This window comes from Chlamydiota bacterium (assembly GCA_016178055.1).
Lineage (GTDB): Bacteria > Auribacterota > JACPWU01 > JACPWU01 > JACPWU01 > JACOUC01.
In genome coordinates this window covers 12,287-33,125 of sequence record JACOUC010000059.1, presented here as the reverse complement: position 1 = coordinate 33,125, position 20,839 = coordinate 12,287, and the positions used below count along the sequence as shown (strand labels likewise).

At 45.2% G+C, this 20,839-nt stretch carries 15 protein-coding genes; 4 read left to right on the top strand and 11 right to left on the bottom strand.

Annotated features, from left to right (window positions below):
- Positions 1-195 precede the first annotated feature (195 nt).
- From HYS07_08905 to HYS07_08870, 8 genes are all read right to left on the bottom strand, one after another.
- Positions 196-771, bottom strand: a complete 576-nt coding sequence (locus HYS07_08905) for a hypothetical protein (protein MBI1871296.1) — start codon at positions 769-771, stop codon at positions 196-198.
- Position 772: 1 nt separating this feature from the next.
- On the bottom strand, positions 773-3,910 hold the full coding sequence (locus HYS07_08900) for an efflux RND transporter permease subunit (protein MBI1871295.1): 3,138 nt from the start codon (positions 3,908-3,910) through the stop codon (positions 773-775).
- 14 nt (positions 3,911-3,924) lie between these two features.
- Positions 3,925-4,887 (bottom strand): efflux RND transporter periplasmic adaptor subunit, encoded by a 963-nt coding sequence (locus HYS07_08895; GenBank protein ID MBI1871294.1) that lies wholly within the window; start codon positions 4,885-4,887, stop codon positions 3,925-3,927.
- Positions 4,884-6,215 (bottom strand): TolC family protein, encoded by a 1,332-nt coding sequence (locus HYS07_08890; GenBank protein ID MBI1871293.1) that lies wholly within the window; start codon positions 6,213-6,215, stop codon positions 4,884-4,886. The genes HYS07_08895 and HYS07_08890 overlap by 4 nt, the downstream gene beginning before the upstream one ends.
- The gene (locus HYS07_08885; protein ID MBI1871292.1) at positions 6,193-9,537 is read right to left on the bottom strand and encodes an efflux RND transporter permease subunit; all 3,345 of its coding nucleotides are present in this window, start codon (positions 9,535-9,537) and stop codon (positions 6,193-6,195) included. The genes HYS07_08890 and HYS07_08885 overlap by 23 nt, the downstream gene beginning before the upstream one ends.
- A 167-nt stretch (positions 9,538-9,704) precedes the next feature.
- A complete protein-coding gene (locus HYS07_08880) occupies positions 9,705-11,138 on the bottom strand; it encodes an efflux RND transporter periplasmic adaptor subunit (GenBank protein ID MBI1871291.1) in 1,434 nt (477 codons plus the stop codon).
- A gap of 107 nt (positions 11,139-11,245) precedes the next feature.
- Entirely contained in the window at positions 11,246-12,535 is a 1,290-nt protein-coding gene (locus HYS07_08875; protein ID MBI1871290.1) for a TolC family protein, read from the bottom strand.
- A 141-nt stretch (positions 12,536-12,676) separates the two neighbouring features.
- Complete coding sequence (locus HYS07_08870) at positions 12,677-13,063, bottom strand: hypothetical protein (GenBank protein MBI1871289.1); 387 nt, start codon at positions 13,061-13,063, stop codon at positions 12,677-12,679.
- A 293-nt stretch (positions 13,064-13,356) separates the two neighbouring features.
- Between HYS07_08870 and HYS07_08865 the strand changes: the two genes are divergently transcribed.
- From HYS07_08865 to HYS07_08850, 4 genes are all read left to right on the top strand, one after another.
- The gene (locus HYS07_08865; GenBank protein ID MBI1871288.1) at positions 13,357-14,580 is read left to right on the top strand and encodes a D-alanyl-D-alanine carboxypeptidase; all 1,224 of its coding nucleotides are present in this window, start codon (positions 13,357-13,359) and stop codon (positions 14,578-14,580) included.
- A 63-nt stretch (positions 14,581-14,643) separates the two neighbouring features.
- The gene (gene sucC / locus HYS07_08860) at positions 14,644-15,840 is read left to right on the top strand and encodes an ADP-forming succinate--CoA ligase subunit beta (GenBank protein MBI1871287.1); all 1,197 of its coding nucleotides are present in this window, start codon (positions 14,644-14,646) and stop codon (positions 15,838-15,840) included.
- A gap of 103 nt (positions 15,841-15,943) precedes the next feature.
- Positions 15,944-16,834 carry a succinate--CoA ligase subunit alpha gene (gene sucD, locus HYS07_08855; protein ID MBI1871286.1) on the top strand — a complete coding sequence of 297 codons (891 nt, stop codon included), beginning with the start codon at positions 15,944-15,946 and terminating at the stop codon, positions 16,832-16,834.
- Between the two features lie 95 nt (positions 16,835-16,929).
- Positions 16,930-18,147: an ATP-binding protein gene (locus HYS07_08850; protein MBI1871285.1), complete on the top strand. Its 1,218-nt coding sequence runs from the start codon at positions 16,930-16,932 to the stop codon at positions 18,145-18,147.
- Positions 18,148-18,283: 136 nt separating this feature from the next.
- Here the strand turns inward: HYS07_08850 and murJ are convergent, their stop codons facing one another.
- From murJ to HYS07_08835, 3 genes are read right to left on the bottom strand one after another with little or no spacing between them, the layout of a single operon-like run.
- The gene (murJ, locus tag HYS07_08845; GenBank protein ID MBI1871284.1) at positions 18,284-19,849 is read right to left on the bottom strand and encodes a murein biosynthesis integral membrane protein MurJ; all 1,566 of its coding nucleotides are present in this window, start codon (positions 19,847-19,849) and stop codon (positions 18,284-18,286) included.
- A 48-nt stretch (positions 19,850-19,897) separates the two neighbouring features.
- On the bottom strand, positions 19,898-20,449 hold the full coding sequence (locus tag HYS07_08840) for a hypothetical protein (protein ID MBI1871283.1): 552 nt from the start codon (positions 20,447-20,449) through the stop codon (positions 19,898-19,900).
- Positions 20,450-20,451: 2 nt separating this feature from the next.
- On the bottom strand, positions 20,452-20,730 hold the full coding sequence (locus HYS07_08835) for a DUF1844 domain-containing protein (protein MBI1871282.1): 279 nt from the start codon (positions 20,728-20,730) through the stop codon (positions 20,452-20,454).
- Positions 20,731-20,839 lie beyond the last annotated feature (109 nt).

Here is a 20,839-nt window from a genome sequence, read left to right as displayed (position 1 = left end):
TCATAGGGTTGTCCAGGTTATTCCTAAAAATATTCACAAAAAACGTGAATATTTTTAGCATTAAAATAAAAAGTTGGACTTGGAGCGAAACACCTGCAAACGCCCTATTTAAAAGCCTTTTCAGGTGACGCCAAAGATATTCTTTACAAACTGCATAGAAATGAGTCCCGTAGGGACTAACTCCTATGTTTAATTTTACTGGGCCTTTTCGTTCATTTCATCGTGAGAAGCGTCTTCCCCTGTCTTAAGCGTCATCCCACATTTTGGACAAGAACCCGGTTTATCCTGCTTTACTTCCGGGTGCATCGGGCAGGTGTAAATCATTCCCTTCGCTTGCGAAAGTACACCCGCCGGGTATTGGGCTTCGATGGTCTTCAAGAGGCCCTGCAGCTTCTTGAAGTTGGCTTCCGTGGCGACTTGATCGCCGGCGTCGCCGGAATCGTCGAGGCGCTTGGCGAGGTTGGCCACGAACTTGGCGTTGGACTTAACCTTGGCCAGTTTGTCAGAGGCCAAATCCATGGATTTGTCAGGCAGGGCGTTCACCCTGTCGCGGATTTCGAAAGCGACTTCGTGCACCTTGTCTAGCTTTTTGTCGGCGATGATTTTCCCGAGTTCTTCCTCATGCTCTTTCACTTCAGCCCAGATGCCGCTAAGGGTAGCAGGGATTTCCCCTTCACCTTCTTTATGTTCGTGTTCTAGAGCTGCTGACGTCAACCGGACGACGGAGAGCGCCATACTCAATGTTGGGATGATGAACCATTTTGTTTTCATATTAATCTCCTTTTTTTTGTTTATTTTTGATTTGCTTTTCACGAATCACTTCAATCTTATTGTACAGGGTTGGAATTAAGACCATGTTCAGAAAGGTCGAGGTGAAGAGTCCTCCGAGGATCACATGCGCAAGGGGTCGCTCCAATTCTTTGCCAGTCGCATCACCCCACAAGAGAGGCACAAGACCCAATGCAGCAGTGGCAGCAGTCATCAGCACGGGGTTGAGCCTGTCAAGCGAACCATGGATAACAGTGTCAGCGAGCGATTGGCCTTCTTTGCGAAGTTGGTTGTAATGGCTGATCAGAATGATCCCGTTACGCGAGGCGATGCCGAAAAGACTGATAAATCCGATCATTGCCGGAACACTCATGTCACGGCCAGTGAGAAAAATCGCAACCACGCCGCCGATGAGCGCCAACGGCAGGTTGAGCATCACCAAGAGCGCTTCGCGCGTCGTGCCAAACGCCTGGAACAGCATCAGGAAAATACCTACCACCGCGCCGATGCCGAACAGGATTAAAATCCGTTGCGCCTGTTGCTGACTCTCGAACTGGCCACCGTATTGGATGAAGTAACCCGCCGGGAGTTTCGGAACGACTTCTGCGCCGATTTTTTTCTGTGCCTCACTGATGAGACTGTTCAGGTCGCGCCCCGCCACATTGCAGGAGACGACGATGCGCCGCTGGACGTCTTCGCGGTTAATGAAATACGGTCGCTCCTCGAAGTGAATGTCAGCGACCTCGCGCAGGGGGATTTTCGCCTCTCCATGTGATCCTTCCACTTGCAGGGCAGGTGCGTCCACGAGGATGTTGCGGATGGACTCAAGGTCGCTGCGCGCCTTGTCCTCTAAGCGCACAAACAGGTCGAAAGACTTTTGGCCTTCGAGCACTTGGGAAACAGTGACGCCGTTGAGCACCGTGTCAATCGACTCCGCTAACTCGCCCACCTTCAGGCCATAGCGGCTGGCTTTCTCGCGGTCAATTTTAATCGTCACTTGAGGGACATTGATCTGCTGCTCCAACATCAAATCCTCGACCCCTTGAAGGGTCTGCATAACCTTCAAGACTTCCTGCCCTTTTTGCCGTAACACATTCAGGTCATCACCATAAATCTTGATCGCCACCTGAGCGCGAATGCCCGACAGAATTTCGTCCATGCGATGCGAAATGAATTGGCCGACATTAAAAATCGCACCAGGGATGTCCGACAGATCAGAGCGAATATGGCGTAATAACTCGTCAGGTGACATTCTCTTGTCGCGGTCGTAATCAAGCTTCACGTCGAACTCACTGAAATTGGGTGGCTGCGCGTCTTCGTCAAGCTCACTGCGACCTGCCCGCTGCGAAAGAGAAACCACCTGCGGGTACTTCAGCAATTTCTGCCTCACTTGATAACCGAGCCGCATGGATTCGTCGAGCGATGTACCTGGCAATGTGCTTTGCACAACGATGAAATTTCCCTCGTGAAACTCCGGCAGGAACGACCTGCCAAAAAATGGGATCATCATGATCGCCACGCCAATCAGAACCAACGTGGCAATCACCACCGGCCAAACGTGGCGCAGCGTGAAATGAAGCAACCGCTCGTAGTGTTTCTTGAGCGCGTGGGCAATAAAACTTTCGCGCAATTCCTTTCTTGTCTGTCCAATCAGGAGGTAGCAGAGCACGGGCGTCACCGTCAGCGCAACGATAAGCGAGCACATGAGCGAGCCGAGGTAAGCAATGCCAAGCGGCGTGAAGATGCGGCCTTCCAGACCCGAGAGAAAGAATATCGGCAGAAATACGATGGCCACAATGAGCGTCGCGTACACAACAGAGTTTCGGATTTCGGTCGAGCCTTTGAACACCACGTCCAGAATCGGCTCGGGATTTGGCGATTCACGGTTTAAGCGCAATCGGCGAAACACATTTTCTACGTCAATGATCGCGTCATCCACGACCTCGCCAATGGCAATGGCCAGACCGCCGATAGTCATCGAGTTGAGGCTCACGCCGAACCATTTCAACACCATGACACCTGCCAACAGCGATGTGGGCATCGCCAGAAAACTGATGAACGACGCGCGGAAGTTCATCAGAAAGATGAACAAGATCACCGTCACGATCATTCCGCCTTCGAGAAGTGCTTTCTTTAAGTTACGGATCGAACCTTCGATAAAATCCGCCTGACGAAATACTCTGATGTTCATTTTTACATCGGGCGGTAATTGATGTTGGATGTCGCTCAGCGCTTTTTCCGACTTGTAGGTGGTGGCCAACGTGTCTGCACCATAGGCTTTGGAGATGGTGCCAATGACCGCGTTTTTTAGATTGATCGCGCCATCGCCACGCTTAATCTCACCTCCGAACTTCACGTCCGCTACGTTTCTCACCATAATCGGCGTTCCTTTGACGAATTTAATAAGGGTATTACGCAAATCATCAAGCGAGGTAATCCGCGCCACACCCGTCACGACATATTCCTGGGTGGGTACTTGCAAGAACGCACCCGGAACGTTGATGTTGGATTTCTCTAATGCCTCGCGTACCTCGGCTATGCTCACGTGATAGGCACGCAAGCGATCGTGATCTAAGAGCACTTGATATTGTTTTACATCACCGCCAATGGCAACGACGGATGCAACACCTCCAAGAGCCAAGATGCGCGGGCGGATTTGCCAATCGGAAATTGTGCGCAACTCCATCGGCGAGCGCGTGTCGCTCTCAAGGCTATATTTAATCATCCAGCCGACGGCTGAGGTGATCGGCAACATGACAGGCGCACGTGTGCCAACAGGAAACCGCTCGCGGACGGATTGGATTCGTTCATTCACCAATTGTCTTGCCACATACACGTCCGTCCCCCAACGAAATACGATCACAACCGTGGACAGTCCGACCGATGAAGCCGAACGCACCTTGTCCACGCCCGGCGTGCCGTTGACAGCACTTTCAATAGGAAAGGTGATCAACGCCTCAACATCTTCGGGAGGGAGCCCTGGGGATTCGGTCTGGACCACGACCTGTGGCGGCGCAAACTCGGGGAACACATCCACCGGCATACGCATCGTCGTGTAAGTGGCCGCCACCAAAAACACGACCAGCCCGGCCATAACGATCATGCGATTGTTCAGCGACCATAGAATGATTTTATTAAACATGAGGATTCCCTTCGCTAATCGGTATCGGTGGGCGGTCTTACACCACGGGCCATGAGTGATTGGGTATAAACCTCGCGTTTGCCATCGGTCACCACAACATCGTCTGGTACGAGTCCGTCCCTGATCTCGACAAAACGGTCGTCCTCGGCGCCCGTCTGCACATCCACGCGGTTGAACGAGTCACCTGCTTGCACGAAGACGAATTTTTCGCCACTCTCTTCCAGAATAGCTTCCTTCGGGACAGCGAGCACGCCCTCGTTGTGCTCAAGCACGACCGCGACCTTGGCGAACATCTCAGGCTTGAGCTTGCCGTCTGGATTTTTCACCGTGACCCACACGGGCAACGTGCGTTTCTCTGGGTCAAGTTCTACACCGACAAACGTAATTTTTCCCTTGAAGATATCGCCCGGGTATCCCAGTACGCGAACGCGGGCGGCTTGGTCAGGTTTCACCTTGCCAATGTCTTCTTCATACACTTCCACCTCGACGATGACCTCAGACAAATCAATGATGTGAAATAATTCCTTATTCGGCTCCACCGATTCCCCGAGGGTGACACTACGGTCATTGATCACGCCGCTGACTATCGCCTCGAGCGTGACGATGGGAGGCGGATTACCGATCTGCCGCGATTGGATGTCCGCAAGCCTCTCTCCTTTCTCGACCTTGTCACCTACGTTGGCATAAAGCTTTTCGACGCGGCCTTCGATACGCGTGCTGACGTGCGCGTGAAGATTCGGATTGAGTTTTACTTTTCCGTTAAGCACCAGAACAGCGTCAATGTCGCGGAGTTGTGCCGTCACCGTCTCGAGGCCGATGACCGTCTGCTGCTCTATCGTCAATTTCACAGGCCCGCCGCCCCCTTCGCCTGTTTCGATTTGCCCACCGTGGGCGAACAATCGCTTCGGTAAAGCTAAACACAGCGTTGCTACGACGATCACCACCCAAGGACTAAGAATTATTTTTTGAATTTTCATTGATTCTTCCCTTCTTTTTCATTTTTCAAATCCATTCCCATCGCCACCTCAAGCTCAATAAGCGATTCTTTGTGATTTTGAAGCGCACCCAGGTAGGCTATCTGGATACTCTTAAATTTGCCTTGCGTTTGAACCACATCCAAAAAACTAACCTGACCCTGAGCGTAGGCATCCTGTATCAATTGAACTGATTTTTCGATTGATTCGAGTACACCGTTTCCATAAGAGTCAAGAATTTCTTTAGAAGCATTGTCACGAATCACGGCTTGTGCCACTTCCTCTTCCACCTGAATTTTGAGATCTAAAATCTCGATAGACGCTTTCTTTTTCTCTGCGTTGGCCTCGGCTATGTCCGCTTGTTTTCTATCAAACAAAGGCAAAGGTAATGAAACCCTAAAACCGATCAGCTTGTCGTCGTCCATCTCTAATTTTCCATCCACTTCGAAACGGCTTTTTTCCTTCTGATAAAAACCCCCGACCGTGATATCTGGAATTCGCATTTTTCTCGCAAGCTGGAGGGCGCCTTCGCCCATTTTTTCTTCTATCGCCTTCGCCTTGAGATCGGGGCGATTTTCCAAGGCTTTTCCAATAAGATTCTCCAGATCCAAGGTCTCGGAAAAAACGGTTGTTAAGCCTGACTGGATGACAAACGGCTCGTTGAAATGCAGGCCCATGAGCCTGTTCAATGTGGCCCTTTTTTCATAAAGGAGCGCTTTCGCCTCAAAAAGTTCTTGACGAGCGACTTGAAGTTCTCCATTCGTAAGGCTGAGATCTATTTGGGAAACCTCGGCGTGACTCAATCTTGATTGAACGACTTCGAGAAGCTTTTCATTCAACTCAACCAAAGAACTTAAAACCTTTTCTTTTTCCTGCAAAATAAGGATTTCATAGAAAATCTTTTTCACACTGGCAATCAGAAGTCTTTCAAAATCCTTGACCTGCCACTCGGCGCGTTCGATGCCAAGCTTTGCTACTTTCTTTTGAAAATTAATCCGTCCGCTGACGGGAAGTGCCTGGCTTAAGCCAAACTCGCGACTCCCTTCTCCTTGATCCGCGTAGAACCGATCTGTCACGAGTGAAAATTCCGCTTCAGGATTAGGCCAAAGCCCCGCCTTCATTAACTCTTGTCTGGCAATTTCAATACTGACTAAAGCAGATTTACGATCATAATTATTTTGCATGACCCTCTGAATAGCCGCTTCTTCCGTCAAAGACTCCGAGGCCGAGGAGGCTACATTCTCAGCCTTCGCGGCTCCTCCTATCGATAAGCTAATGAAAAAAATAAAAGCGCCCCATAAACCAAACTTAAAAATGTTTTTTCTCATCATTTTTCTCATCGTTAATACTATTTAGGTTATAGCTGGAACAGTTGCTTCTCTCCTTTCCCTTTTTCACCTCAAAATGCCATTTCCAGACCGCATAAATCGCGGGATAAACCAAAAGTTCCAAAATAAAAGAAGTCGCTAGTCCCCCCACCATGGGAGCCGCAATGCGCTTCATTAAATCGGAACCCGCTCCTGTGGCCCACATAATGGGAACCAGTCCCATAAAGGCGGCCATCACCGTCATCATTTTGGGGCGAACACGTTTCACCGCTCCATGGATAATCGCTTCGGTCAAATCGGATGCGTTATTCATTTTTCCCTTTTCTTTAGCATACTGATAAGAAAGATCTAAAAAAAGCAGCATAAAAACACCCGTTTCGGCATCGAGTCCCATTAAGGCAATCATCCCAACCCAGACCGCAATCGAAATGTGATACCCCAAAATCCAAAGCAGCCAGATAGCCCCAATCAGAGAGAATGGAACAGCCAAGAGGACAATCCCTGTTTTCACCATCGATTGAGTATTCATGTAAAGCAGCAATGAAATGATCAAAATCGCCAGAGGAATAACCACTTTAAGCCGTTTCCTCACCCGAATCATGTTTTCATATTGACCGCTCCATAAAAGCCCGTATCCATCTGGAAGCCTAAGTTTTTGAGCCACGATGCTTTTCGCCTCATCCACATAACTTCCAATATCTCTGCCTGACATATCCACATAAACATAACCGGCCAAAAGCCCATTCTCATTTCGAATCATCGCAGGGCCCTGGACAAAATGAATATCGGCAAGTTCAGCCAAGGGAATTTGAGGACCGAATGGGGTCGGAACCAAAACCCGTTTCAGCTTTTCAATATCATCTCGGAGCTCCCTTGAATAACGCACATTAACCGAATAACGTTCTCGGCCTTCAATAAGGGTGGTCACCGACTCTCCCCCAATCGCTGTCATAATCATCTCTTGAACATCAGAAATCGACAAGCCATAACGGGCCAGTTCTTCCCGTTTTAAGTCAAAGTCAAGAAAATAACCCCCCGCCACCCGCTCCGCATAAATACTGCGTGTTCCCGCTACATCCTTTAAAATAAGTTCTAATTGTGTTCCAATTTCCTCTATTCTTTTTAAGTCCGCTCCCAGAATTTTAATTCCAATCGGCGTCCGTACCCCCGTGGTCAACATATCAATGCGATTTTTTATCGGCATCGTCCATGCGTTTGTCGTCCCTGGAATTTTCAAGGCCCGATCCATTTCATTCACCAAATCTTCATGAGAGATGTGATCCGGCCAAACCGAACGAAAAGGCCTTTGCAGAAATTGAGGAAAAGAAGCATACCACCGATCAATTTTCCTCCATTGATCTTGAGGCTTTAAGAGTACGACCGTTTCCATCATCGAAAAGGGGGCAGGATCGGTCGAGCTTTCCATGCGGCCGGACTTACCAAAGACTTTTTCCACCTCCGGAAAACTCTTTAAAATCTGATCCTGCTTTTGAAGAAGGGTTTGGGCCTCGGTAACTGAGATTCCCGGCAAAGTCGTTGGCATGTAGAGAATATCCCCTTCCCAGAGCGGAGGCATAAATTCTGAACCCAATTTTAAATAAATGGGAAGGGTGGATGCCACCAGCACGAGTGCCGCGATAATGGTTGTTTTGCGATGTTTTAACACAAAACGACAAACCGGTTCATAAACCCGAAATAAAATTTTACTGATGGGGTGTTTTTCCTCAGGATAATATCGACCTACCGCAAGCGTCGTAAAAAATCTTGCGAGGAGGGACGGTTTAAATTTAAAGGGTTCCATTCTCGTAAAAAGCATCCGCAGAGCAGGGTCTAGTGTTATCGCAAGAATAGCGGCAATGGCCATGGCTAAATTTTTGGCCCAAGCTAGAGGTTTAAAAAGGCGACCTTCCTGATCGACCAAGGTAAAAATGGGAATAAAGGAAACCGCAATCACCAAAAGAGAAAAAAATACCGAAGGCCCCACTTCTTTGAGGGCACGTAAACGAACCTCATGATAATCCCCTTTTCTACCCCCTTTAACCCATTGTTCCAGCCTCTTATAGGCATTTTCCACCTCCACAATCGCCCCATCGACCAGAACCCCGATAGAAATCGCAATACCCGAAAGGGACATAATGTTAGAGGTTAATTTCATACCGAGAAGAGGGATAAAAGAAAGAAACACCGCAATGGGAATGGTCAGAATGGGAATCACCGCTGAAGGGATATGCCACAGAAAAAGCATGATGACGAGACTCACAATGATCATTTCTTCAATCAACTGATGTTTTAAGGTTTCAATGGCCCTTGAAATCAAATTCGAACGGTCATAGGTCACTTCTAATTTCACTCCATGAGGAAAAGATAATTCTACCTCCTTTAATTTGGCCTTAACCCGTTTGATCACATTCAGGGCATTCTCCCCATAACGCATGATCACGGTCCCGCCGACAACATCGCCCTTCCCATCCAAATCCGCCAAACCTCTTCGAATATCAGGCCCCAAACTCACGGTCGCAAGATGTTTCACCAAAATGGGCGTCCCTTTTTGATCTGTCCCCACCACAATTTTTTCAAGATCACCGATGGACTTTGCATATCCCCGGCCTCGAACCATGTATTCGGCCCCTGAAAATTCTAAGAGCCTCCCCCCTACTTCCTGATTCCCCTTGCGTATGGCCTCGACCACACGACTTAAAGGAATATTGTAACCGAGTAATCGATTGGGATCGAGGGTGACTTGATATTGCTTTACAAATCCTCCCAAACTCGCCACCTCCGCAACGCCCTGAACACTTTGGAGATGATATCTCAAATACCAATCCTGAAAGGTTCTCAGCTCCTGAAGATCATGTTCTCCCGTCGTATCCACGAGGGCATATTGAAACACCCATCCCACACCCGTTGCATCCGGACCTAATTCTGTCTTGACGCCCTCCGGAAGACGAGGGGTAATCTTACTTAAATACTCCAGCGTTCGGCTTCTCGCCCAATAAAGATCGGTTCCATCCTTAAAAATCACATAGACATAAGAAAATCCAAAATCTGAGAAACCTCTGATCGCCTTCACCCGTGGGGCTCCGAGCAAAGCCGATACAATCGGATAAGTCACCTGATCTTCGATAATGTCCGGACTTCGATCCCATCGGGAATAAATAATCACCTGGGTATCTGAAAGATCTGGAATCGCATCCAGGGGAATATTCTGGGCTGACCAAATCGCACCCACAATCGCTGCTAAAACAAGAAAAATAATCAAAAATTTATTGCGGGCCGAAAATTCAATAATCTTTTCAGCAAAGGTTTCTTTTTTAAATGTATTCATATCAATATTAACCTTTATTTCTCTTCCCTTGATCAGCTCGAGGCTCTGAGACGGGCTCGAAGCTCGAGGCTCAAGGCTCGAGGTAAATACTCCTTCTGTTTTCGCTTTTGCTTCGAGCCTTAAGCTTCGAGCTTCGAGCCTTCAACTTTAATCAAAACCACACTCATTCATTGACCATGTTGATGCTCCACGCTTCCCGCCCCATTTTCTACTCCCTGAATCGCTGCCTTGAGCCGACTTTCAGAATCAATAAGAAAATTACCACTCGTGACCACCGTCTCTCCCTCGGAAAGCCCGCTCTTCACTTCTACCCATTGATCCGTTTTCACCCCTAAAGTGATTTCCCTCGGCTCAAAAATCCCTTTTTCCTTACTCACAAAAATGATTTTCCGCACCCCCGTATCCAAAACAGCATCGACAGGAACCGCTAAACGTTCTCCAAAATCAATGGCAATCTCAACATTCACATACATCTCTGCTTTAAGGGCAAAATCAGAATTATCCAGTTCCAGACGAGCGACCGCTGTACGTGTCTCAGGTTTCAACATCGGAGAAATATAAATAATTTTCCCCCGAAATGATTTTTTTGAATCACTCGGTAAAGTCACTCTCCCCTCTTCTCCAACGGCCACCAGAGGCAAATCATACTCATAGACATCCGCATCGACCCAAACAATCGAAAGATCCGCCAAACTATAAAATTCTGAACCTCGCTCCATAAATTTTCCCGCAAAAACATTTTTTTCAATCACAACCCCATCGATGGGTGAAGCAATCGTAAGAGTTTTGGAGGGACTTCCACTTTTTTCTAATTGTTCAATTTGTTCCTCTGAGATATCCCACCAAAGAAGCCTTTGATGGGAAGAGCGTACATTGTCCTCGGCATCCTTTTTAACATCCCAACTTGCATCAGGAGCTACTCCTTTTAAAATACTTAAAGCAGTGAGATATTCTTGCTCGGCCGTTACAAAATCGGGACTATAAAAAGAAAAAAGCGGCTGTCCTTTCTTAACCTTATCCCCTTCATATTTCGCAAAAATTGCTTCGACCCATCCTTCCACCTTGGGATGAACACGAACCATTTTAGTTTCATCCACCTTCACGCGACCCACCGTACGAATGGTTTTAGAAAGAATCTGTTTTTTGACTTGGGCCGTCTTAACGCCAACAAGCTGCATCTTTTCAGGACTGAGCAAAATAGACGAATATCCCATTGGAACCTGTCCGCTCTCCATCACACCCCCTTCTTCTTCATAAACAGGAACCAAATCCATGCCCATGGGCGACTGGCCCGGTTTATCGGCCTTAAAATCCGGCATCATCGGATCAGTCCAATAAAGAATTTTCTTTTCCTGCTTTGAATTTTCCCCCTTAGTTTTAGGTTCCTCTGAAGGCACTTGCTCACGTTTCTCAAGTTTCATATTACAAATGGGACAATCCCCCGGCCGATCACTGGTATAAGTCGGATGCATCGGGCAATAGAAAACCGCTGCTTCACTTTTTTGATGATGGATTCTAGGAAAACTTTTTAGAAAAATTCCCCCTCCCAAAACCAAAAATCCAAAAATAATCGAAAAAGAAATAATTTTTTTATTCAGCATACGGCTCCTTTCTAGATCAAAAATCAAAAATTAAAAATCAAAATGACAGATCAAAATCCAAAATGTTCTCAACGCTATTGCTTGGAGAAATTTTGAGTTTTGGATTGTCATTTTGCATTTTGATTTTTGAATTTTGAATTTTCAAAATCCCTTCCCACACTTCTTTCTAATTCAGCCAAACTCTTATCATAATCCGCCAGGGCCTCTTCGTATTCGATCTGAAAATTCAATAACGCCCTTTGACCATCCAAAAGCATCAAAAAATCGATCTTGTCCGACTGATAGGCAATCTGAGCCGCCTTCACCGCTTCTTGTGATTTAGGAAGAATACTCGTTTGATAAAGATGAATCAGATTCTTTGAGGTATTGACCTTGACTAAGGCATCTTTAATTTCGAAAAAAATCTCGAGCTTTTTTGATTCATAAGAATAATGAGCCATTTCAAGATTTGCATTGGCCTCTTTGACGGCTCCCTCTAATCGAGAACGGGTCCAAAACCATGGAAGGTTCACCCCCAGCATCACGTCATACTCTTCCAATCCCGTTCCCTGGAATTGACGACTTTCGAACTTCGAAAAAAAGTCGGGCCAATACTGACGTTTGGCCAACCGAACCCCCCACTCCCCCGAATGAATTTCCGCTCCCATCGCCTTCAATTCCGAACGATTTTCTAACGCGATCATCATCAAATCTTCCAGCGAAAAATCCTGTAAAAACCGATGGTCAGAAGAAACTTCACCCAAGGGATGATCCGGTTTTCGGGCAAGAAGCTGATTCATTTTGGCAATAGCCCTTTCTCGCTCTTCCTCTTTAATTAAAATCTGATTTTTAACTTTGGCCAATTCAACTTGAGCCTTTAACAAATCCTGTTGAGAAACTTTTCCCACCTCGTATTTACTTTTGGCAATGTTTTCAAACTGGATCAGAAGATCTGCATTTTCCAGGAGAATTTTCAGAGTCTCGCCCATTAAAATAAGATCTGCATAAGTTGATTTCACCTCCCTAAGCACTTCATTCTCTTTTTCCAAATATTCAAAATAGGCCTTTTGGGCCTCTTCAAGCGCCATTTTTTTCTTTAAAGAAAGTTTGCCTGGAAAAGGAATGGTCTGGGTAAAACTCCATTCAATATCACTGGTGCGCCCCAAATCCGCTGTGTCGGTGGGAACCCCTTCAAATTCAACCCCCAGCATAGGATCCTCAAGCACACCTGCTTGAATCGCTTGGGCTTTAGCCACTTCCCATTTTTTTCGAAACGCATGAATTTCGGGATTGACACGAAGAGCCTCCTGAGTTAGAAAACCTCTTTCTGCTCCATGAACCCTCTCTTCTGCCTGAAGAGCAAAAGTGAAGAGAATCACGCTGAGCAAAAAAAGACTCCATAATATCTTATACTTCATGATCATCCTCCTTAAAAAACTTTCATCTAAATAAGGTAAAAAAATTCGTAGTTCCACTGTTTTTTTAACGATCGGATGGGCTCTATTCTATTAAATTTAAACACACTAAAGATACGTAAACTTGCAGAATAAAGCGAAGAGCTATCTCATGAAAGGAGGTGCAAGGGCAGGGAAAACACGTTGGAAAAATTTTATAGAATGCGGAGGGGATGGTCCCAAAAATCCTTTCGTCCATCTTAAAATAATATGCTTCACTTCAACGGAAGAAAACATTTTCCAAAACCCTAAGACTTGAACATTCAAACTTTGCCAAAGATTCTCTAACACTTTTGGAATATCACTAAAATAACAGCAGCAAATTTCTTTTTCAGGTTTATGGCTTTTGGATGAATGCGAATCAGAACTCTGATGACATGAATGAGATGAGTTCTCTTGAGTCGAACAACAGGTGGATTTTGCCATGCTCTGACAAAGAGTAGAGGTCATTCCATAAAGAAGCGCTATAGTAATGGCAAAAGACTTCTTCATACTCTTAACTCTAACATAATTTTGGATAAAAAATAAAAGAAAAGATTGAATCTACTCCTACTCTCCTTTAAGTTATATAAAATATTCAAAATCGTAACCGTTTAGACTATTCTCCCTCGAGGAAACAGAGGCGGTTTTTGACGGGGCGTTGAAGTCGTTCGCGAGCATGGTACCTCGACGAATAGTCGAGCTAGAGCGAACGACTTAGCCCGAGCTCGTCCCGATCGCTGGTCTCAGACGAGCGTCCCCGCCAAAAACTGCCTCTGTTCCCGGAGCCAAACTATTACAAAATTATGAAAAAAATTATTATTCATTTTATTTTACTGACAGTTACAACACTTGCTCTTGGGAAGCATACTTACCAAGCAAAACGCGTTTCTCATGCACATCCTAAGTCTGAAAAACATGTCTCAGCTCATCACACAAAAAAATCTTCCAGCTCCTATTTAAATGAAAGGGGAATACCTGATTCTTCCCTCTCCTCCTATCTTGTGATCAATGCAGACACCCATGACATTCTCGTTCAGAAAGACCCCAATGAAGCTCATGCCCCGGCGAGTCTCACAAAGCTGATGACCCTTTATTTGGTTCTTGAAGCCATCCAAAAAGGAAAAATAAACTGGGAGCAAATTTATACCGTCTCCCCTCGAATCAGTTCCATTGGCGGGTCTCGGGCCAAGCTCTGGCGGGGAGAAAAAATTTCGATTCGAGACTTGGTCAAAGCAACCGTGATTGGTAGCGCCAACGATGCAGCTGTTCTTCTTGCTGAAATCGTTTCGGGGTCTCAAAATTCTTTTGTAGAGATCATGAATCAAAGGGCCCATCAATTGGGCCTCACTCAAACCATTTTTAGAAGCCCCCATGGGCTTCCCGTCCCAAAGGATCAACCCAAAGATACGACCACCGCATCTGACCTAGCTCGTCTGGCTCTAGCCCTATTACGGGACCATCCCAACATCTTAGAATATTCTTCTGTCAAAGAAACCACCATCCGAGAAGGCAAATGGCGCTTCATCAATACAAATAAATTGATTGGAAAATATCCTGGAATGGACGGACTGAAAACTGGATTCACAAATGACGCGGGGTTTTGCCTGGTTGCTACTGTAAAAAAAGAGAATCTTCGATTGATCTCAGTTGTTCTAGGTGCTCCTACCAATAAAGAGAGATTCAAATATACTCGACAACTTTTAGATGATGGATTTTCCAGATATACGAATATTTTCATTCCTTGCAAAGGTAAAGTCTTTGATCTTTCGATTCATCATAGCAGTCAAAAAGTGGATCAAGGAATTGCTTGCGGCAATCTCTTATTCATGGTTCCCAAAAACAAGGCCTCTCAAGTTAAATTTTCTCTTCTCGTTTCTCCCTCACTCATTCTCCCTATTGCCCAAGGGCAAAAAATTGGAGAATACGTCGCCACGCTCGACCAGGAAATCCTCGCCCATGTTAACGTGGAAGCGAAAGATGAAATAAAGAAAGCGGGCGTTTTCCGTCGCATCTGGGGAGGGTCATGATGATGACGCCACTCAACATTTGCAAATTCAAATCTTTTCAGGTAAATTAGCCGCAAAAATAAAATGAAAATTCACGAATATCAGGCAAAAATTTTATTAAATAATTATCAAATTCCCGTCGTACAAGGGAAAACGGCTCAAACGCCTGAAGAAGCGCTTAAAATCGCTCAAAGCCCCTCACACGGATCGTGGGTGGTTAAGGCCCAAATTCATGCGGGAGGACGAGGGAAAGCGGGTGGCGTTCGCATTGTTCATTCACCGGAGGAGGTCAAAAACGTTGCCCATCAAATTTTGGGTAAGCGTCTCGTTACCTATCAAACCGGTCCTGAAGGCATTCTCGTCAAAAAAGTTTTAGTGGAGGAAAGTTGCTCTATTGATCATGAATACTATATGGGTCTTACCTTAGATCGTGAGAGAGAAGTTCCTGTTTTTCTCGTTTCGACTGAGGGAGGCATTGAAATTGAAGAAGTCGCTCGACATCATCCCAAAAAAATTCTTAAAATATGGATCCATCCCCTTCAGGGGCTACAGGCCTTTCAAGCCAGACAAATGGCTCTCTTTTTAGGATTTAAGGATAAAGCCTTTCTTGAAGCCGTGAAAACATTTTTGGGTCTCTCTCACCTCTTTTTTGACAAGGACTGTTCACTGGTTGAGATCAATCCCTTTGTAAAAACCAAAGAAGGCGGCCTTTTGGCCTTAGATGCCAAAATCAATTTTGATGATAATGCCCTTTTTCGTCATCCCGAGATTAAAGCCCTTCAAGATCCTTCTCAAGAGAATGCCCTTGAAGTCAAAGCCACAGAACAAGGACTCAATTACATCGGCCTCGATGGAAATATCGGCTGCATGGTGAATGGAGCCGGCCTGGCCATGGCGACCATGGACATTATTAAATTTTATGGAGGAAGTCCCGCCAATTTTCTGGATGTCGGTGGCGGGGCCTCGGCTGAAATGGTTACAACAGCTTTTAAAATTCTTCTTTCTCATCCTAAAGTCAAAGGAATTTTGGTCAATATCTTTGGCGGTATTATGAAATGTGATGTGATCGCTACTGGCATTGTTGAAGCTGCTCGGGGAACTAAAATTAATATTCCCCTGGTGGTACGCCTTGAGGGAACGAATGTTGAATTAGGGAAAAAGATTTTAAACGATTCCGGCCTTGCCATTGCGACAGCATCAACCATGGCAGAAGCGGCACAAGAAATTGTGAAAAGCGTAAACCGAACATTTTTAACATCAAAATCCAAAATGACAAATTAAAATTTCTCATGCGATTGCATCGAGAGACATTTTTGAATTTTACATTGTCATTTTGATTTTTGATGTTTGATTTTTGAATTTTCAAAGTCTAGGGGTATCAAAAATGAGTATCTTAATTAATGCATCAACAAAAGTCATCTGCCAGGGCATCACAGGCTCAGCCGGTTCTTTTCACACACGCCAGATGGTTCAATATGGAACTCAAATGGTCGGTGGAGTCACTCCTGGCAAAGGGGGAACCCATTTCGCCTGTCCCGAGCAAAGTCGAGGGGATAATATTCCCATTTTTGATACCGTCCAGGAAGCGGTCGAAAAAACTAAAGCCAATGCCTCTGTTATCTACGTCCCCGCTCCCTTTGCAGCCGATGCAATTTTGGAAGCAAATGAGGCTAGAATTGAACTGGTTGTCTGCATTACCGAAGGAATTCCCGTTCTCGACATGGCTAAAGTTAAAAAAAACTTGGAAGGAAGCTCTTCAAGACTCATCGGCCCTAATTGTCCTGGGATCATCACCCCTGGAGAATGTAAAATTGGTATCATGCCCGGTTACATCCATAAACCTGGCTCCGTAGGTGTCATTTCCAGAAGCGGCACCCTCACTTATGAAGCGGTTTGGCAACTCACCTCATTGGGCTTGGGACAATCCACCTGCATCGGAATTGGTGGAGACCCCATTATTGGAACAGGCTACATCGAACTCCTTCAACTTTTTGAGAAAGATCCTCAAACTAAAGCCATCATCCTTATAGGCGAAATTGGAGGAAATCAGGAAGAAGAGGCCGCTCAATATATCCAAAAGAACGTGACAAAACCTGTTGTTGCATTTGTCAGCGGCATGACGGCTCCTAGCGGGAAAAGAATGGGCCATGCTGGAGCTATTATTTCAGGAGGTTCAGGAACAGCCATCGCTAAAATAGAAGCTCTCAGGGCTGCCGGCGTCACGGTCTGTGAAACCCCTGCCCAAATTGGGGCAACGGTCAAAACATTGTTGTAAAATTTCCTTTCCGTCTCATATTCGTTCTTTGTGTAATTTACCCTATCAGGTAAAAAATTATTGATTTTTTTACCTACTATAGTAAAATAATCAATATGGAACGCTCCCTTTCCTCTGTTGCTTTTAATCCCCAATGGGGTCGCCAAATGCGCTTTATCGCAGGCCCTCGACAAAGCGGCAAGACGACTCTGGCCCGTGCGCAACTTCAAAAGATGGGTTCGCCAAGCTGCTACTTCAATTGGGATTTACGAACTGTCCGGTCCAGCTACCGTCAAAACCCTCTTTTTTACTGGGATGCCCGCTATGCCCTTGACCCTCATCTGCAAAAATGTTGGGTTTGCTTTGATGAAATTCACAAAATGCCGAAATGGAAAAATATCTTAAAAGAGGCCTTTGATGAAAAGGAAAAAGAAATCCAATTTATCGTGACAGGAAGCGCTCGTCTGGATCTCTTTAGAAAATCGGGAGATAGTCTAGTCGGTCGCTACTTTTTATTTCATCTATTCCCTGTAACCCTTCGAGAATTGATTGGGAAGATTGACATAGACCCACCCTCCTCCATGGCCAAAGACTGGATTGAAAAAAAATTGTCCTATCACCCAAAAGAAGGAGAGCCTCTCAAGACCCTGCTTCAACTCAGTGGATTTCCTGAACCTCTGCTGCAGCAAAGCAAAACCTTTCACCAGAAATGGAAAGAAACTTATATTGACCAGCTCATACGGGAAGACTTGAGAGACCTCACCCATATTCAAGAGCTTGAAAACGTAGCAACGCTCATTCAAATTCTTCCCTCGCGAATTGGAAGTCCTCTTTCCATTAACAGCCTCAAACAAGATTTAGAAGTAAGCTATAATGCGCTTAAAAACTATCTCCGAGCCCTTGAACTCACCTATATTCTTTTTACGATATCTCCTTACCATCGCAAAATCATGCGTTCAGTAAAAAAGGAGAAAAAATTTTACTTCTATGACTGGACGAGAATTTTAGATCCTGCCGCTCGATTCGAAAATTTTGTAGCGGTCCAGCTTCAGACCTTGACAACATTTTGGAATGATAGCGGCCATGGACCTTTTTCCCTTTTTTACATTCGGACCCAAGATGGTAAGGAAACAGATTTTCTCATTACAGAAAACCGTACCCCTTGGCTTCTGATCGAGGTTAAGCAGTCCCGAAGACCGATTGAAAATCATCATCTAAACCACGCCAGGGAACTGGGTCATATCCCCTTTATTCAATTAACTGAAGAATCTAACCTGGCCAGCAGGGAGGGAGAAAACGTCTGGGTCATCTCAGCAGAACGGTTACTCACTTAGACTCGTTATGAACAAAGACTTATACTTAGCTTATCAAGACATGGCCCATGACGAAATCAGAGAAAAAGAAGCTATAGAATGGGCTGAAGAAACCCTCAAAGACGTTCAAGATGAATTACAACCCGTCATCCTCACATTAAGAAGACCCCGATTTCTTCTTAAAAAATCTATCCACTAAAACCCTTAATTCTTTAAGCCCTAAAAAATAAGCCATCATCACATAAACTCCAAGGCCAAGAGCGACACTGCCCAAAACATAAGCCACCCTGATTCCAAAGGGCATTTCGAGCATTCGGTTATTCAATAAAGTCAGAGGCCACAGAAAAACACCCATCACGATTGCTGAAAGAAGAATTGAAGAAATTTCACGAAAGAATTCTGAAAGTGAAAATGCCCCCACTCGTTTTTTTAAAAAGAAAAGGAGCAAAAAACACTGAAACCATACCGAAACCGAACTGGCCAGCGTTAATCCAGAAGGCCCCATCTTCTTCATTAAAAAAAATCCTAAACCTGAATTCACAACCAGCCCCACGCAAGCTGTCTTTACAGGAATTTTAATATCCCCCATGGAATAAAAGGCCTGAACAATAATCCGTAAGGAAGCAATCGCACAAAGTCCTAGAGACGCCATCAAAAAAACATGAGCCAACTCAAGCGTGTTTCCAAAGGTAAATTTTCCGTGCTGAAAAACCAAAGAAAGAAGAGGGACCCTTAAAATCATAAGCCCTATCATCGAGGGAATGCAGTCGAAAGCGGCCAATCGAAGGGCAAAAAGCAAATTTTTTTTGAGATGGTCAAAGCGTCCATCGGCAGCATCCTGAGACAACTGAGGAAGCGCAACGGTCGCAACTGAAACAGCAAAAATGCCCAGTGGAAATTCTAAAAAACGATCCGAATAATAGAGATAAGTCACACTCCCCTGGGGAAGAAGAGAGGCCAACGCTCGAGAGATCATTACATTTAAATGATAAACCGCCACGCCAAAAATAGTGGGACTCATTAACCAAAAAATCTTGCGTAAAACCGGATGATGCCAATCCCACTTAAACCCAATATTAAATCCCAGTTGATGAACCTTCCAAATCTGCAACCCCCATTGAGTAAATCCGCCCAAAAGAACGCCTATGGCCAAGGATAGAATAGGAGGGTGGATAAATTGCGAAAGAAAACACGCACAAAGAATGATTGAAAGATTGAGAAGAACGGGTGCTGCCGCAGGAATAGAAAAGGATTTTACGGTATTCAAAACGCCCATGACCACAGCCGAAGAACCCATAAAAAAGATAAATGAAAACATGATCCGAGTGAGCTGGGTGGTCAACTGATACTTCTCAAGATCAAATCCAGGCGCAAAAAGTTTAACAACCCAGGGAGCCATCAATATTCCTAATAGACTCACGCCTACCAATAAAACTGAAAAGGCAGTAAAGACGACCCGAAAGGTTTCATGAAATTCCTCGCGTGAACGCTTTGAAAAAATTTCCGTAAAGGAAGGAACAAAGGCAATCGACAGGGCGCCTTCAGCCAAAAGCCGCCTCAACAAATTGGGAATGGTGAAAGCCACCATGAAAGCATCAGTTGCAAAACCGACTCCAAATATTTTTGCTACAACGCTATCTCGGGCCAGCCCCATGACACGGCTGGCAAGTGTCCACAGTCCCACTCGAGAAGCGGAGCGAGCCATTTCTCTTTTATTCTGCATATTTTCTTACGGGTCCCCTTCCCCTTGTCCCCTGTCACCGGGGACCGGCTACTGGAGACTGGTGACAGGCGACTGGTGACCATTAAGAAGCGCCTCATCCATCACTTCCTTCAATTCATTCTGAACTTCCTCTACCTGACTCAAAGTGAGCGTGGGATCTTCCAGAATAAATGATTCTTCGGTTTCAGCATGTTCATAAATCAGAAAACGATTTTTAGCCTCCTCTTTACGAACACTCTCTCGATGAATCAAAATTTTCTTTCTCTCCAAAAGAAGGGCCAAAATATAAGCAAATTTCTGATCATGAGGTTCCTTTGAAACAATGTATTTACGCAAAAGCGTTTCGAAACGCTCATAAGGCAAAGGCTTAGGCTTTGGAGCCAGAGGAAGAATATGAACATGGCCTTCCCAGTAAGAATAGATCGTCGAAGAAGCAACATAGTCCGCTTTAGCTTGATCGACACAATTCTTGCAGAAATCTTTTCTTTGAGGAATACTCCCCTGTGGAAAGAGTAAAAAACAATAAAAAGGATTCTGATCTTGAAAGCTCGATTGACACCCCGAACAATTCTGAGAAAGACCTTGAATTTCCCATTCCATGATTAGGCTTCCTTTTTCGAAGACTCAACTTCCTCAACATAATTAAGTTGAAGGTTGGTGAGAATAGAATTGAGGGCTCTTGTTTCTTCTGGGGTCAAATTCCCTTTCGTCTTATCTTTTAGAACCCTTAAAAGATCAATCGTCGCTTTAGCCGCTTCAAGATTTTTCTCGATCTTTTGCGTCAAAGGATCGGCCATTTTCCCTAAATGCTGCATCGCCCCTTGGGAGAGCATACTGATCAATCCAAAAAATAATGCTTCACTCTGTTCATGTTCTTCCACAGTTCAACCTCCTTATAAATAGATGATGACAGCATAAATAATAAAGAGACTTGAGTCAAGACTAAGGAAAGATAAAGCAAGAAAAATTTTAGAAATGGAGGGAAAGGAA

What these genes read in the sequence shown, in the direction of transcription:
- HYS07_08900 (MBI1871295.1), bottom strand. Translation starts at nt 3,910, where the DNA reads ATGTTTAATAAAATCATTCTATGGTCGCTGAACAATCGCATGATCGTT.
- HYS07_08865 (MBI1871288.1), top strand. Translation starts at nt 13,357, where the DNA reads ATGAAAAAAATTATTATTCATTTTATTTTACTGACAGTTACAACACTT.
- HYS07_08850 (MBI1871285.1), top strand. Translation starts at nt 16,930, where the DNA reads ATGGAACGCTCCCTTTCCTCTGTTGCTTTTAATCCCCAATGGGGTCGC.
- HYS07_08870 (MBI1871289.1), bottom strand. Translation starts at nt 13,063, where the DNA reads ATGAAGAAGTCTTTTGCCATTACTATAGCGCTTCTTTATGGAATGACC.
- HYS07_08890 (MBI1871293.1), bottom strand. Translation starts at nt 6,215, where the DNA reads ATGATGAGAAAAAACATTTTTAAGTTTGGTTTATGGGGCGCTTTTATT.
- HYS07_08840 (MBI1871283.1), bottom strand. Translation starts at nt 20,449, where the DNA reads ATGGAATGGGAAATTCAAGGTCTTTCTCAGAATTGTTCGGGGTGTCAA.
- HYS07_08885 (MBI1871292.1), bottom strand. Translation starts at nt 9,537, where the DNA reads ATGAATACATTTAAAAAAGAAACCTTTGCTGAAAAGATTATTGAATTT.
- sucC (MBI1871287.1), top strand. Translation starts at nt 14,644, where the DNA reads ATGAAAATTCACGAATATCAGGCAAAAATTTTATTAAATAATTATCAA.
- HYS07_08875 (MBI1871290.1), bottom strand. Translation starts at nt 12,535, where the DNA reads ATGAAGTATAAGATATTATGGAGTCTTTTTTTGCTCAGCGTGATTCTC.
- HYS07_08880 (MBI1871291.1), bottom strand. Translation starts at nt 11,138, where the DNA reads ATGCTGAATAAAAAAATTATTTCTTTTTCGATTATTTTTGGATTTTTG.
- murJ (MBI1871284.1), bottom strand. Translation starts at nt 19,849, where the DNA reads ATGCAGAATAAAAGAGAAATGGCTCGCTCCGCTTCTCGAGTGGGACTG.
- sucD (MBI1871286.1), top strand. Translation starts at nt 15,944, where the DNA reads ATGAGTATCTTAATTAATGCATCAACAAAAGTCATCTGCCAGGGCATC.
- HYS07_08895 (MBI1871294.1), bottom strand. Translation starts at nt 4,887, where the DNA reads ATGAAAATTCAAAAAATAATTCTTAGTCCTTGGGTGGTGATCGTCGTA.
- HYS07_08905 (MBI1871296.1), bottom strand. Translation starts at nt 771, where the DNA reads ATGAAAACAAAATGGTTCATCATCCCAACATTGAGTATGGCGCTCTCC.